This window comes from Acinetobacter guillouiae CIP 63.46, from assembly GCF_000368145.1.
Lineage (GTDB): Bacteria > Pseudomonadota > Gammaproteobacteria > Pseudomonadales > Moraxellaceae > Acinetobacter > Acinetobacter guillouiae.
Map to the genome: position 1 here is coordinate 117,185 of NZ_KB849287.1, position 15,361 is coordinate 132,545.

Consider the following 15,361-nt stretch of genomic DNA (forward strand, 5'->3'; position numbering starts at 1 on the left):
AGAAACTAATTATTGAACTTCATTAATCAAATTCTCAAGAGAATCACTTTCTCGTTTTGCACTGCCTTGATTCATTGCAGGCGGTGTTACTTTGTTCGGTTTTAGCGGTTGATCTGAACCTTCATCAGGTAAGTCTTCAAAGTCATTTGATGAATTACGTGATGGTGTAACAGGTGCAGGTTTAAAGATTGGACGGGCTAAAGGCGGTGATGAACCATTGCCTTCATTTTGAGTAGCACCTTCAACTTGTGTCTGATTACGTTCTTCACGAGAGATTGGTGCTTTGGCATTTTTATCAAAATGTACCCAAGCAGATGGCGTGTCTTTTAAGGCTTTACCCATAAAGCCGGTCCAAACTGGAAGCGCTGCGATCCCACCAAATTCACGACGACCAAGTGTTGAAGGCTGGTCAAAACCGACCCAAGCAATCGCAACTAATTTGCCGTTGAAACCTGCAAACCACGCATCTTTAGCATCATTGGTTGTTCCTGTTTTACCGCCAATGTCATCGCGACCAATTTTAAGTGCTGCACGACCAGTACCATGCACAATCACATCACGAAGAATATTTGCCATATCAAAAGCAGATTGTGATTTTAAAATTCGTTGTGCTTGACGATATTTACTTTGTTCTTCTTTGCTTAATGGAGTTTGAACCTCATCCACTGTAAGGTTTGCACCTTCAATGACTTCATCATCCGGGGTGATGGCTTGGGTATCGGCTACCGTCTCTTTTTGATTGATACATGGAATACACGCATATTCAGGCGCTGCTTCATAAATGGTTTTGCCATAAGCATCTTCAATACGGCTGATGAAATGCGGTTGAATACGATATCCACCATTGGCAATTGCTGCATAGCCAGTTGCCATTTGAACTGGAAGTACTTGTGGGGTACCGAGCGCAATCGTGAAGTTACGTGGGATTTGATCTTCTTGTAGGCCAAAATCCATCAATAATTGGCGCGCACGTTCTACACCTACGCTTTGTAATAAACGTACAGATACCGTATTACGAGATAAGTACAATGCACGTCGTAAAGGAATCATACCCAAATAACGGCCATCTGAGTTTCTTGGTGACCAACGACCAATTGTAATAGGGCTGTCATTGACCATGGTATAAGGGGTCATACCACGTTCAAGCGCTAGCGCATAAACGAATGGCTTAATGGTTGAACCCGGTTGACGCCAACCTTGTATTGCGCGGTTAAATTTAGATTGGTAAAAGTTGTATCCACCCACCACAGCTTCAATTGAACCATCATTCGGGTTGATTGCAATGAGTTGACCTTGTGCTTTTGGTGTTTGGACCAATGACCATGCGGTTTTATTTTCATTGGGACGTAAGCGAATAATATCTTTAACACTTACAATCTGCGAAGCACGGCTTGGTGCCCCACCAACTGCATTGGCATTGATATATTTTCTTGCCCATGACATACCTGACCAAGGCACAGTCACTGTTGAACCATCTTGCATTTTGGCATCAAAACTATTGCTGCCTACCTTGATGACTTCAGCAGGGTAGGTATTGGCATAAGCAATGAATTCTTTTAAAGGTTTATCATGTGCTTCAGCACCACGCCATCCATGACGACGATCATAATCTTCCAAGCCTTTTTGTACTGCATCTTCTGCATATTGTTGGCGTTTGCTGTTGACCGTTGTATAAACTTTATAACCCGAATCAATTGCTTGTTCACCAAACTTTTCAACCAATTCTGAGCGAACCATTTCGCCTACATAGGGAAATCGATTACTTAAGCCGCGATCAGGCATACTCAGATTAATCGGCTCAGCGACAGCTTTTTCGTATTCTGCTTGTTTAAGATAGCCAAGTTGTAACATGCGGCCAAGAATCCAGTTGCGACGTTCTAATGCGCGTTCAGGGTTAACCACAGGGTTGTATTTTGATGGTGCTTTGGGTAAACCCGCAATCATTGCCATTTGTGCGACACTGAGTTGATCTAAGCTTTTGTCATAATAAATTTTTGCTGCAGCAGCAATACCATAGGCATTTTTACCCAAAAAGATTTTATTGACATATAAAGATAAAATTTCTTCTTTCGATAGATTTTGTTCTATTTTACGTGCCAAAAAAACTTCGGTAAGTTTGCGCTTAAGTGTTCGTTCAGGTGATAAATAATAATTTTTAGCCACCTGCATGGTAATTGTTGAGCCACCTGTTTGTACATTTGATCCAGTGACACTTTCACTCACTGCACGCCCTAAGCCTTTAAAGCTAATCCCGCTATGTTCGAAGAACGATGAATCTTCAGCAGCAAGGAAGGCATGAATGAAATGCGGTGGGATCTGCTTGTACTCAACAGGCACCGAAAGCTTGCCACCATATTCAGCGATCAGCTGATTATCTGCTGAATAAACTTGCAAAGGTTTAAGCAATGGCGCCTTTTTTAAAGAGCTCATTTCTGGTAGTGATGGGGCAATATATAGATACATTCCATAAAAGCCCATCGGAATTGCGACTAAAATAATGATAATCAGCAAAAAAAAGGGATGAATATAACCTGAACAAGATAGCTTTTTCATAACAAGTAAGTTTTAATAATAGCTAATGGCAAACTAATTGCGTTCAGTATAGCTTCTCATGTGATGGATTGTTAGATGGGATATTGTATCTGTAAAAAATTAAGACCAAATGCAGTCGGTTTGTGTTATTTATTGGGGATAAAAAAATAATAGGAAATCAATCGTGCTTAGACTATATCGTAAGCCAAATAAGGGGTTAATAGGAGTAGATATTAGTTCTACTACTGTAAAGATTTTAGAGCTCTCTGTTAAGAACGGTCGTTACTGGGTTGAAAGTTATGGATTAAGTCCACTGCTTGATGGGAGTGTTGTTGAAAAAAACATTCTTAATCCTGAAGCAGTTGCTGATGCGTTGGAAAGGGCAGTCAATATTGGCAATCCTCAATCGCAAAATGTTGCGGTTGCTGTACCTACATCTATGGTGATTCACAAAATCATCGAAATGGATGCCGATATGTCGGATGAGGAAAGAGAAGTTCAGATTCGAATGGATGCTGAACAATATATCCCTTTCCCGCTGGATGAAGTCAGTTTAGATTTTGAAGTGTTAAACGATAAGTTGGCAAATCCAAATCGAGTCAATGTGTTACTTGTTGCAACACGTGCAGAGAATATCGATTCTCGTGTTGAAGTTTTAGAAATTGCAGGCTTATCACCTAAAATTGCAGATGTAGAAAGTTATGCAATTGAGCGTGCTTTTGATGTCTTTTCCGATACCTTGCCAATCGGTGTAAATCTTGTGGGTATCTTGGATATCGGCCATACCATGACCACCTTGTCTGTGATGCAAAATGGCAAGATCATTTATACCCGAGAGCAAGTTTTTGGTGGCAAGCAGCTGACTCAAGATGTACAGAACCGCTATGGCTTGTCTTATGATGAAGCTGGTCGGGCCAAAAAAGATCGGACTTTACCTGACGATTTTGAAACAGAAGTCTTAATGCCGTTTTTAGAAGCAGTGGTACAACAAGCTGCTCGTTCATTACAGTTTTTCTTTTCATCTTCTCAGTTTAACGAGATCGACCATATTTTATTGGCGGGTGGTAATGCCAATATTCCTGGGTTGGCAAAATTATTACAACAAAAACTCGGTTATCGGGTCACGATTGCAAACCCTTTCTTGCAGATGGGGTTTTCACCACAAATTGACTTAAAAAAAATAGAAAATGATGCACCTTCTTTAATGGTTGCGTGTGGTTTGGCTTTGAGGAGTTTTGATTAATGGCAAAGATTAACTTACTCCCTTGGCGTGATGAGCTAAGAGAACAGAAGAAGAAGCAATTTGTTGCAATATGTGTTGGGGTTGCACTGATTGGCTTAGTTACAGTGTTATTGGCGTGGTTCTATTTTGATCATAAGTTAGAAGATCAGGAGCAAGCCAATCAATTGGTGACCAGTACCAATCAAAATTTAGATACGCAATTAAAAACTTTAGATGGTTTACAAGAACGTCGTAATGCCATTATTGAACGGATGAAACTGATTCAAGGCTTACAAGGTCAACGTCCTGTGATTGTTCGCCTCGTTGATGAATTGGTTCGGATTGTCCCTGCACAAATGTACATCACAAAATTTAGTCGTGTGGGCGATAAATTTACCATTGAGGGGAAAGCTGAAAGTCCAAACACAGTTGCTGAATTGTTGCGTGGATTAGAAGCTTCTGAATGGTATCGAAATGCGTTTATGAATTCATTCTTAGCCGCAGATGAAAATAAAAATAAAGAACAGACTTCGGTGATTCCTCGTGTGGAAGAATCATATGGAAGTTTTGTTGTGACTGTAGATATCGGTGAAATAGCAGCGACTGCAGATGGGGATACAACTAAAGCTGAACAAGTTCCAGCTGCTGGGGGTGCAAAATGAGTCGTGAAGATTTTGAGCAATTAGAATCATCTGTAAATGATGCTCCAAAAAAGAACAAGATGACCGTTGAGAAGTTTTTTCAACAGTTTAATACCTTGGATATGAATAACTACGGCAGTTGGCCTCTATCCGTTAAAGTCACCTGTTGGGTATTCTTGTTTTTTTTGGTGTGTGCAATTGGCTATTTTTTAGCAATTAGACCTAAATTAGATGCAATTGATCAAGCGCGTACAGTTGAACAAAACTTATTAAATGAATTTAAAGAAAAGGATTCTAAATTAAGAAACTTGCAGCAATATCAAGCGCAATTGCAACAAATGGAAGCAAATTTTAATCAGCAATTAGAACAGCTTCCTAAAGAAACTGAAATTCCGAGTCTGGTTGAAGACATTAACGTGACAGGAGTAAGTTCTGGTTTGAAATTTAAGAATATCAAATTAGAACCAGAAGTGAAGCAGGAGTTCTTTATTGAGCAGCCAATTTCGATTGATGCAACAGGGGATTATCATTCATTCGGCAGTTTTGCAAGTAGTCTGGCGGCGTTACCACGTATTGTCACTTTGCATGATTTCACAATTACAGGAACACCTAGCCAAGATAAAAAATCTGATGTGCCAGTGATTGACTATACAATTAAAGCAAAAACCTATCGCTATATCGGTGCTGATGAGCAGAAGATAAATAAATCTGTCAATACTGCTGCGCAGACAACGACACCTCAGCAAGGAGGGACGCCACAATGAAACAGCTCAGTAAAATAGTTTGTGGAATCTCATTTGCAATGCTTTTGGTGGGGTGTGATTCTAGAATTGATGCCGTTAATCAAGAGATGGCAAATATTCGAAATCAGCAACCACTGCCGATTGAACCTGCACCAGTATTCAATCCTGTACCGAGTTTTAATTATTCAGCCCAACAATTACGCAGCCCATTTTTGCCAAGTTCATTGGCAAATGAATTAAAAATCATGTCAGGCAAGCGTGTCTACCCGAATTTTTCAAGACAGCCACAGCCACTTGAAAGCTATCCTTTAGAGTCATTAACACTGAAAGGGAGTATGAAAGGGGCCGTTGGGCAAACAGTGGGTTTGATTCAAACACCTGATGGTGAGATTGAGCGGGTACAACTTGGCAATTACATGGGCATGAATCAGGGGCGAATTATTGAGATTACGCCGACCCGTATTGATTTATTGGAAATTGTTCCAGATGGTCGAGACGGTTATATAGAAAGACCACGGAGTCTAGTTCTAATCGGTCCAATAGATTAAAACGGAATAAAGGAATAAAAATGAAAAAGAGTTTGAAAAATATCTTTAACGGGGATGGTAAGTTTATGAATAGTCAACTTCGTCAATTTACTATGGCGGCAGTGTCAATTGCGATTATGCAGGTTGCAGCAGCACAAACAACCATGACCAATATTGTACCGATGAAAATACCGGGGCAAGGTACAGAAATTCGGGTGATGTTTAATGGCTTACCGCCACAGCCTCAAGCCTATCAATTGGATAATCCATCTCGACTGATTTTGGATTTTGATCAGGCGAAGCAAACGATCAATCAGCCGTCTATTGCTGTGGCAAGTGAAGAAGCGTCGACGGTGGATATTACGGCCGATGATCAACGTTCACGCTTAACGGTAAATTTAAAAAATAGTGGTTCTTTTACAACACGTGTTGAAGGGAATACCTTTATTTTAAAGATTAACAATGCCAATCAAGCTGCTGCTTTACCGACTTATGCCTCATCTGCATCTACGCTGAATAAGCAAAATCAAGGCATCGCAGATATCGGTTTTCAGCGTGGCAATGCTGGCGAAGGCCAGGTTATTTTAAATCTGTCAGGTGCAAATACACCTGTAGATGTACAGCAACAGGGCAGTAAAGTTGTTATTCGAACCTTAGGAAATAAAATTCCTGCACATTTAATTCGTCGTTTAAATGTCAATGATTTTGCAACCCCAGTTTCTTCTGTGGATGCTTATAATGATGGTTCAAATGGCGTGATTACCATTCAATCTGCTGGTAGCTATGAATATATGGCCTTCCAAGCGGAAAATAAACTGACCGTGAGTTTAAAACGTCCTGTAGAAAATAAAGTAAATCGCCCAAGTTCAAGTCAGTCTTATACCGGTAAGAAAATCTCGCTGGATTTTCAAGATATCGAAGTACGCCGTGTGCTACAGCTGCTTGCTGATTTTACCAGTATTAATATGGTGGCTGCAGATTCAGTTCAAGGTAATATTACTTTACGTTTAAAAGATGTACCTTGGGATCAGGCCTTAGATATTATTTTAAAAACCAAGAATTTAGACAAGCGTCGTAATGGTAGTGTGATTTGGATTGCACCTGTCACCGAGCTGATTAAAGCTGAAGAAGATGAAGCAAAAGCGATTGCACAAAGTGTCAAATTAGCGCCAATTCAAACTGAATATATTCAACTCAGTTATGCTAAAGTTGCAGAAGTTCTTAAATTATTACAGGACTCTAGAAATCCTAAAGGTGCGCAGGCGAATAATACCACGAATACAGATTCTTTAGCTTTAGAAAGTCTACTCAGCTTAAGAGGGAGTGCGGTTGCAGATACACGAACAAATACATTAATTATTAATGATACTGCAAATAATATTGATAAAATTCGTAAAATGATTGATTTGGTAGATATTTCGGTAAAACAAGTCATGGTTGAAGCACGTATTGTTCGAGCAACAACGGATTTTACCAAAGAAATGGGTGTGAAATGGGGGATTTTATCCCAAGGGATTAACAAGAATAATGACTTGCTGGTTGGAGGAAGCGATAAGACATTATGGGATTTACGAACTCCAGATGATGATGGGAAATATACTATTACTCGGCCCGATAATTTAAATGTCGATCTTGGTGTCACCACGGCGGGCGCAAGCAAAATTGCATTTGGTTTAATTAGTATGTCTGATTTTATGTTGGATCTAGAATTGTCAGCTTTACAATCTGATGGTTATGGTGAAGTGATTTCAACACCAAAAGTGATGACGGCGGATAAGCAAAAAGCCAAAGTTTCATCAGGTCAAGAAATTCCTTATCAAACAACATCAACAGCAGGAGGCGCTGCAACTGCAACCACGGAATTTAAAGATGCATTATTGAGTTTGGATGTTACACCAAGTATTACCCCAGATGGTAAGGTGCAAATGCAATTGAATATTACCAGTGATTCACGTGGTGGGGTGGCACCGAATGGTGAAATCATTTTGAATAAAAATGAGATCAATACCAATGTCTTGGTAGATAATGGTGAGACAGTTGTTTTGGGGGGGATTTTTGAACAAGAAACTACATCAAGTCAAACCAAGGTGCCTTTCCTGGGAGATATCCCTTATCTAGGGCGATTATTTAGAAAAGATGTAAAGTCTGATAATAAACGAGAATTACTAATCTTTGTGACACCAAGAATTGTTAATGACAGTCGTACCAGAAATCATTAATATACTTTCAATGAAAGCAATTCGATAGGTGACTCCTTGCCAAGCAAAGAGTTGGAAACCCTACCAAATATTTATTTGGTAGGGCCCATGGGAGCAGGAAAAACAACAGTTGGCCGGCATCTAGCGGAACTGTTAAGTCGTGAGTTTTTAGACAGCGATCATGAAATAGAAAGAAAAACTGGGGCATCTATTCCTTGGATTTTTGAAAAAGAAGGCGAACAAGGTTTCCGTACAAGAGAAACAATCGTGATTGATGAACTCACATCAAAAAAAAATTTAGTGGTTGCAACAGGTGGTGGTGCTGTCACTCAAGCCATGAATCGAGAATATCTCAAGCATAGAGGTATTGTGATTTATTTATATACCCCTGTAGAAATCCAATTATTACGTACACATCGAGATAAAAATCGTCCTTTATTACAAGTCGAGAATCCTGAGCAAAAGTTAAAGGATCTACTTAAAGCACGAGATCCACTGTATAGAGATGTTGCACATTATATTATTGAAACCAATCAGGGTGCTGCGCGAGATTTAGCGCTGAGAATATTGCAACTGATCGTTTCAAAAGAAATTATTTAGTCAGTAAATTATCATTCATTGTTATTTGGCAGAATCATGCAAACTTTACATGTTGAACTGGGTGAACGTCGTTATCCAATCTTTATTGGTAGTCATTTGAATCCTCAAGAATTACTTGAACCTTATATTCAGGGACATCAAGTGATGATTGTTACAAATACCACAGTTCAGCCTTTGTATTTGTCGCACTATGTTGAGGCGATTCAACAATTGGGTAAGCAGGTTACAACATGTGTTTTGCCTGATGGTGAGAAATACAAAGATATTCAGCACCTTAATTTGATTTTTGATGCTTTGCTTCAAGCTGGCTTTAATCGTGATTGTACGGTTTTGGCTTTAGGTGGTGGTGTGATTGGTGACATGGCTGGTTTTGCTTCAGCCTGTTTCCAACGAGGCGTGTATTTTATTCAAGTTCCAACCACACTGTTGTCTCAAGTGGATTCGAGTGTTGGTGGGAAAACCGGAATTAATCACCCTTTAGGCAAAAATATGATTGGTGCATTTCAGCAACCTCAAGTGGTTTTGGCTGATATGGCACAACTCAAAACCTTGCCTAAACGTGAGCTTTCAGCAGGTTTGGCTGAGGTAATTAAATATGCGTTACTGGGTGATTTAGACTTTTTAGCATGGTTAGAAGAGCATATGGATGGGCTGATTGCCCAAGATCCAGAATTATTGGCTGAAGCGGTTTACCGTTCTTGTGCGCATAAAGCAAGAATTGTGGCCAATGATGAAAAAGAGCAAGGTGAACGTGCCTTGTTAAATTTAGGCCATACTTTTGGTCATGCCATTGAATCATATCTTGGTTATGGGGTGTGGTTGCATGGAGAAGCAATTGCAACGGGTATGGTGATGGCTGCTGATTTATCTCAGCGTATGGGATGGATTTCATCCGATGATCTGGAACGTACAAAAAAAATCATACAACGTGCTCAATTACCTGTAGCATGTCCTAAAATTCCGCTCGATGAATTTTTGGCATATATGTCACATGATAAAAAAGTATTAAATGGTCAACTTCGTTTAATATTGATAAAACAACTCGGCCAAGCCATCATCACTAAAGATTTTGATGTTGAGTTGATGAAACAAGCGATTCTCGCGAATCAGTTATAGAAAAGGTTAGTTCCAAATGGCAGCAATTCGTACAAATTGGCAAAATATTCGACAATATATTTGGTTGGTTGGTGGATTAATCTGTCTTTTGGTGGCACTGGTTTTTTGGGCAGTGACCGACACCAAAGATTTGGTCACTGTGGTCAATCCGATTGAAGAGTCCCAAGTTCAAATTCAACCTGAAAAAGTTGCCGCAACATCGCATTTAGGTGCTTTGATGGATGAAGTACGTCCACTTGAAATGACCACACGTATTGTGACTGCGGGTAGCCATGATGCAGAATTTCGTGGTACAAAGTTTTTTCAAGAAAATAAGAAAGCTTGGTCGATAGAGTTATTTAAGACCTCGGATGAAGATGTCATCCTGGGATTTTTACAGAAACAAGCGGATCGTAAAAATTTTATTTATTTCCGTTTAAGCGGTGAAGATCAAGCAGAGCAATATGTTTTAGCCTATGGTCTATTTAAAAGTGATGATCAGGCCAAGCGCCAGTTACAACAATTAAATTTAAAACTGCCTGCATCTATCCATCCACAAGCGATCCAGTTTGAAAAATATAGTGCTTTAGTTAATGATCTGGGCTCAGATGAAATGGCAAGTGCAAATAAACTCTATCAAGTGAAATTAAAATCTGCACCTTTACCTGTAGTTGATGAAACGCTATTGGCTCAAGCAAAATCAGCATTGTCATCTTTAACGGGTTCAACTCCTGCAAACCAGACCACCAAAACCACAATTACCCGTCGTGATGCATCTGGCAATGTAGTAGATGTACAAAAGTCACAATCTCGTGCACAGCCTTCAAGCAACAATAAAGAAACTGGTGCTACTGCTGATAAAAAGCCAGCTGAGCATGAAGTCAGTGATCCATTTAATTAAAATTAGCTCTAAAATGAAGCAGAATTAATTATTTAATTTTATATTTGCACAAAAATGGTGCTATAAATGCCTTTATAAGACGCTTAGAATTTTAAAGAATATCTTTATTTCACTATCTTTTAGTGATTTGGTGAACAAAAATAAAATTTGGCATATTTTTTGCTTTATTGTTGCGCTAATTGAGTTGATTGTCCCTGTTTTGGAGCGAAATGATTCAGTTGGTGTGCGATTTAAGTCTGATTGAGTGCTTTATTTCAGTGCGGAAGTTGTAAAACAATCTTGCAATTAAAGTAAAAACAGACTGGTATTCGATTCTGACTCAGTGGTTTACTTGGGTTAAGAAAATACTTAAAAATCGTAATTGAGTGTTCGAATGTTTTTCGCCCTTTCATGGGCCTATGTAGAAAGAAGGGTACGCTATGCACATGCCATCGCCTAACACTGTAGCTCCCGCTCAAGGTTTATACCAACCGGATGAGTTTAAAGATAACTGTGGTTTCGGCTTGATTGCCCATATGCAGGGTGATGCGAGTCATGATTTAGTCAAGACCGCGATTCATAGTCTAAGCTGTATGACGCACCGTGGTGGTATTGCCGCAGATGGTAAGACCGGTGATGGTTGTGGCTTGCTCTTGGCTATGCCTAAAGCATTTTTCCGTGAAGAAGCAAAAAAGATCAGTGACATTACACTGAGTGAAATTTTTGCGGTCGGGACGATATTTTTAAATTTAGATCCAGCACTTGCGGCCCATGCAAAGCAAATTCTAACCCATGAAATTGAAGAAGAAGGCTGTCGTGTGATTGGTTGGCGTGTTGTTCCAACCAATAATGATGCCTTGGGTTCAATCGCAATGCAGTCTTTACCTGCATTTGAACAAATTTTTGTCAATTGCCCAATGGGTGTGACTGAGGTTGAATTTAACCGTAAGTTACTTATGGCACGTCGTCGTGCAGAACAACAATTAATAGCTGATCCCTATTTTTATGTGACTACACTGTGTTCTACAGTGATCACCTATAAAGGCTTAATGATGCCTGCATATATTGCAGAATTCTATACAGACCTTGCTGATGAACGTTTGGACTCACACATTGTTGTATTCCATCAACGTTTCTCAACCAATACTTTACCCCGTTGGCCATTGGCACAGCCGTTCCGTTATTTGGCACATAATGGTGAAATTAACACCATTACTGCAAACCGTAACTGGGCAGTGGCACGTACACCAAAATTTGAAAATCCATTATTGCCAGGCATTACTGAACTGAGTCCAATTGTAAACCGTACAGGCTCAGACTCATCAAGTATGGACAATATGCTTGAGCTGCTTGTGGGTGGCGGGATGGATTTATTCCGTGCATTACGCATGCTTGTTCCACCAGCGTGGCAAAACGTTGAAACATTAGATGCGGATTTACGCGCGTTTTATGAATTCAACTCTAAGCATATGGAAGCTTGGGACGGTCCTGCGGGTCTGGTGATCCAAGATGGTCGTCATGCAATTTGTATGTTAGACCGTAATGGCTTACGTCCGGCACGTTGGGTGATCACTAAAAATGGTTATATCACTCTGGCATCAGAAATTGGTGTGTGGGGTTATGAACCTGAAGATGTGATCTCTAAAGGCCGTGTAGGTCCTGGTCAAATCTTGGTGATTGATACATTGACTGGAAAATTGCTCGATACCAAAGATGTGAGCAATCATCTGAAAAAAATGCGTCCATACCGTGAATGGTTACGTGAAAACTCAGTTCGCTTACAAGGTAGTCCAGAGCTTGAAGAGTATTTATGTGATCAAGGCTTAAAAGGTGATGACCTTAAAGCGGCTCAAAAAATGTTTATGGTGACATTTGAAGAGCGTGACCAACTGCTTCGTCCAATCGCTGAAAGTGGACAGGAAGCTGTCGGTTCAATGGGTGATGATACGCCAATGGCGGTATTGTCTCGCCAAGTGCGTCATGTGACAGATTATTTCCGTCAGCAATTTGCGCAAGTGACCAATCCACCGATTGATCCATTACGTGAATCAATCGTTATGTCATTGGAAACCTGTTTTGGCCGTGAGCAAAATGTATTTGAACAAGGTCCAGAGCATGCAGATCGTTTAATTGTATCGAGCCCTGTACTGTCAAATTCTAAAATGCATCAGATTCGTACCCTTGGTCGTAAAGGTTACGAAATTGCAGATATCGATTTGAATTATCCTGTAGCTGAAGGTCTTGAAGCCGCGATTTCACGTATTTGTGAAGAAGCTGCACAAGCGATTCGTGATGGTAAAACCTTATTGGTTATTTCAGATCGTAAAATCCGTGAAGGCTTTTTACCGGCAAATGCTGCAATGGTGACGGGTGCAATTCATCACTTCTTGATTAATGCTGGTTTACGTACAGATGCAAACATCATTGTTGAAACTGCACTTGCACGTGACGCACATCAGTTTGCCGTGATCTTAGGTTTTGGTGCAACTGCGATTTACCCTTATTTGGCTTATGATGTGATCAACGATTTGATTGCAAAAGGTGAGTTATTGGGTGATCCAATTCATGCACAAGCGAATTTCCGCAAAGGTATTGATAAAGGTTTACTCAAAGTCCTCTCAAAAATGGGGATTTCAACAGTCGCATCTTATCGTGGTGGACAGTTATTTGAAGCAGTCGGCTTATCTGAAGAAGTTGTCAGTAAGTGCTTTACAGGTGTGCCAAGCCGTATTAAAGGTGCAACATTCATTGACCTTGAAAATGACTTAAAAAAACTAGCAGATATTGCTTGGAAAGCACGTAAGCCAATTGAACAAGGAGGTTTGCTCAAGTTTGTCTTTGATAAGGAATACCACGCATTTAATCCTGATGTGATCAATGCGTTGCATAAATCGGTGCGTTCAGGCAATTATGCTGACTTTAAAGAATACGCAGAGTTAGTGAACACCCGTCCAATTGCGACAATTCGTGACTTATTAAAACTCAAAACTGATCATTCTATACCATTAGAAGCTGTTGAATCAGTAGAAGAAATTCTGCCACGTTTTGACTCTGCTGGTATGTCTTTAGGTGCATTGTCACCGGAGGCACATGAAGCCATTGCGATCGCAATGAATACAATCGGTGGTCGTTCGAACTCGGGTGAGGGTGGTGAAGATCCTGCACGTTATGGCACTATTCGTAACTCTAAAATTAAGCAAATTGCTTCAGGTCGTTTTGGTGTAACACCTGCATATTTAACATCTGCTGAAGTGTTACAGATCAAAGTAGCGCAAGGTGCAAAACCAGGTGAAGGCGGTCAGTTACCGGGCGGTAAAGTGAATGGCTTAATTGCGCGTTTACGTTACTCGGTTCCAGGTGTGACTTTGATTTCACCACCACCACACCATGATATTTATTCTATTGAAGATTTATCACAGCTAATCTTTGACTTGAAGCAAGTCAATCCACAAGCCATGGTGTCTGTGAAGTTAGTATCAGAGCCAGGGGTGGGAACAATTGCAGCAGGTGTTGCAAAAGCCTATGCAGATTTCATTACCATTTCTGGATATGACGGCGGTACAGCGGCTTCACCTTTATCCTCTATTCATCATGCGGGTTCACCATGGGAATTGGGTCTTTCAGAAGCGCATCAAGCACTTCGTGTCAATGACCTGCGTGGTAAAGTACGTGTACAAACTGATGGTGGTTTGAAAACAGGTTTAGATGTGGTTAAAGCTGCGATTTTAGGTGCGGAGAGCTTTGGTTTTGGTTCTACCCCAATGATCGCGCTTGGATGTAAATACCTGCGTATTTGTCACTTAAATAACTGTGCAACAGGTGTGGCAACTCAGCAAGATCATTTACGTCAAGAGCATTATATTGGCGAGCCAGAAATGCTGATTAATTTCTTCCACTTTATTGCGGAAGAAACACGTGAATGGTTGGCTGCTTTAGGTGTTGCATCATTGAAAGATTTGATCGGTCGTACTGATCTACTTGAGATGTTGCCAGGTGAAACGGATAAACATGCGCATTTAGATTTAAGTGCATTGTTAGAATCACACCCATCTGCGGAAGGTAAAGCGCAATATTGCCAAGTACAAGGCAATGAACCTTTTGATAAAGGTATTCTTGCTGAGAAAATGGTGGCAGAAATGCTACCTGCGATTGAAGCAAGTACCGGTGGTGAGTTCCATTTTACTGTGGGTAACTGTGACCGTTCAATTGGTGCGCGTCTTTCAGGTGAAATTGCCAAACGTTATGGCAACCTCAGTATGGAAGCACATCCTGTTAAAGTGAATTTAAAAGGAACTGCGGGTCAGTCATTGGGTGTTTGGAATGCGGGTGGTTTGCATATCAGCCTTGAAGGTGATGCAAACGACTATGTGGGCAAAGGTATGGCAGGTGGTCGAGTATCGATCTTCCCACCAAAAGGTTCACCATTCCAAACTCAAGAAACGGCAATTATCGGCAATACCTGTTTGTACGGTGCGACAGGCGGTAAATTATTTGCTGCGGGTACAGCGGGCGAGCGTTTTGCTGTACGTAACTCTGGCGCGTTTGCGGTCATTGAAGGTGCAGGCGACCATTGCTGTGAATATATGACAGGCGGTATCGTGACTGTACTGGGTAAAGTTGGACACAACTTTGGTGCAGGTATGACTGGTGGTTTTGCTTATGTACTTGACTTAGATAACGACTTTGTTGATTACTACAACCACGAATTGATTGAATTAAACCGTATTTCTACAGAAGCGATGGAAGAACATCAAGAATTCTTACTTCGTATCTTAGATGAACACATTGCTGAAACAGGTAGTGCTTGGGCGTACAAGATTCGCAACGAGTTTGATTTCTATAGCCGTAAATTCTGGCTGGTGAAACCAAAAGCGGCTAATTTACAAACGCTTTTGAAAACAACTCAAGCAGATCCACAATAAT

The 15,361-nt window shown here is 40.5% G+C and carries 10 protein-coding genes; 9 read left to right on the forward strand and 1 reads right to left on the reverse strand.

What is annotated here, in order from left to right:
• Positions 1-9: 9 nt before the first annotated feature.
• Positions 10-2,553, reverse strand: coding sequence for a penicillin-binding protein PBP1a (gene ponA / locus F981_RS20765; protein ID WP_004725422.1), 2,544 nt, complete (start codon positions 2,551-2,553; stop codon positions 10-12).
• Positions 2,554-2,716: 163 nt separating this feature from the next.
• On the opposite strand from ponA, the gene F981_RS20770 reads away from it, so the two are divergent.
• The 9 genes from F981_RS20770 to gltB all read left to right on the forward strand — a co-directional run bounded on the left by F981_RS20770 (position 2,717) and on the right by gltB (position 15,360).
• Entirely contained in the window at positions 2,717-3,775 is a 1,059-nt protein-coding gene (locus F981_RS20770) for a pilus assembly protein PilM (protein WP_004725424.1), read from the forward strand.
• A complete protein-coding gene (locus tag F981_RS20775; protein WP_004725427.1) occupies positions 3,775-4,416 on the forward strand; it encodes a PilN domain-containing protein in 642 nt (213 codons plus the stop codon). The genes F981_RS20770 and F981_RS20775 overlap by 1 nt, the downstream gene beginning before the upstream one ends.
• Positions 4,413-5,159, forward strand: coding sequence for a type IV pilus inner membrane component PilO (locus F981_RS20780; protein WP_004725428.1), 747 nt, complete (start codon positions 4,413-4,415; stop codon positions 5,157-5,159). The genes F981_RS20775 and F981_RS20780 overlap by 4 nt, the downstream gene beginning before the upstream one ends.
• Entirely contained in the window at positions 5,156-5,686 is a 531-nt protein-coding gene (locus F981_RS20785; RefSeq protein WP_004725430.1) for a pilus assembly protein PilP, read from the forward strand. The genes F981_RS20780 and F981_RS20785 overlap by 4 nt, the downstream gene beginning before the upstream one ends.
• Positions 5,687-5,706: 20 nt before the next feature.
• The gene (gene pilQ / locus F981_RS20790) at positions 5,707-7,884 is read left to right on the forward strand and encodes a type IV pilus secretin PilQ (protein WP_004725432.1); all 2,178 of its coding nucleotides are present in this window, start codon (positions 5,707-5,709) and stop codon (positions 7,882-7,884) included.
• 36 nt (positions 7,885-7,920) lie between these two features.
• Entirely contained in the window at positions 7,921-8,463 is a 543-nt protein-coding gene (gene aroK, locus F981_RS20795; protein WP_004725433.1) for a shikimate kinase AroK, read from the forward strand.
• Between the two features lie 36 nt (positions 8,464-8,499).
• Complete coding sequence (aroB, locus tag F981_RS20800) at positions 8,500-9,579, forward strand: 3-dehydroquinate synthase (RefSeq protein WP_004725435.1); 1,080 nt, start codon at positions 8,500-8,502, stop codon at positions 9,577-9,579.
• Between the two features lie 16 nt (positions 9,580-9,595).
• Positions 9,596-10,459 (forward strand): hypothetical protein, encoded by an 864-nt coding sequence (locus F981_RS20805; protein WP_004725438.1) that lies wholly within the window; start codon positions 9,596-9,598, stop codon positions 10,457-10,459.
• Between the two features lie 425 nt (positions 10,460-10,884).
• Positions 10,885-15,360 carry a glutamate synthase large subunit gene (gene gltB, locus F981_RS20810; RefSeq protein WP_016539152.1) on the forward strand — a complete coding sequence of 1,492 codons (4,476 nt, stop codon included), beginning with the start codon at positions 10,885-10,887 and terminating at the stop codon, positions 15,358-15,360.
• The last annotated feature ends 1 nt before the right edge of the window (position 15,361 follow it).

What these genes read in the sequence shown, in the direction of transcription:
- F981_RS20785 (WP_004725430.1), top strand. Translation starts at nt 5,156, where the DNA reads ATGAAACAGCTCAGTAAAATAGTTTGTGGAATCTCATTTGCAATGCTT.
- pilQ (WP_004725432.1), top strand. Translation starts at nt 5,707, where the DNA reads ATGAAAAAGAGTTTGAAAAATATCTTTAACGGGGATGGTAAGTTTATG.
- gltB (WP_016539152.1), top strand. Translation starts at nt 10,885, where the DNA reads ATGCCATCGCCTAACACTGTAGCTCCCGCTCAAGGTTTATACCAACCG.
- aroB (WP_004725435.1), top strand. Translation starts at nt 8,500, where the DNA reads ATGCAAACTTTACATGTTGAACTGGGTGAACGTCGTTATCCAATCTTT.
- F981_RS20805 (WP_004725438.1), top strand. Translation starts at nt 9,596, where the DNA reads ATGGCAGCAATTCGTACAAATTGGCAAAATATTCGACAATATATTTGG.
- ponA (WP_004725422.1), bottom strand. Translation starts at nt 2,553, where the DNA reads ATGAAAAAGCTATCTTGTTCAGGTTATATTCATCCCTTTTTTTTGCTG.
- F981_RS20780 (WP_004725428.1), top strand. Translation starts at nt 4,413, where the DNA reads ATGAGTCGTGAAGATTTTGAGCAATTAGAATCATCTGTAAATGATGCT.
- F981_RS20775 (WP_004725427.1), top strand. Translation starts at nt 3,775, where the DNA reads ATGGCAAAGATTAACTTACTCCCTTGGCGTGATGAGCTAAGAGAACAG.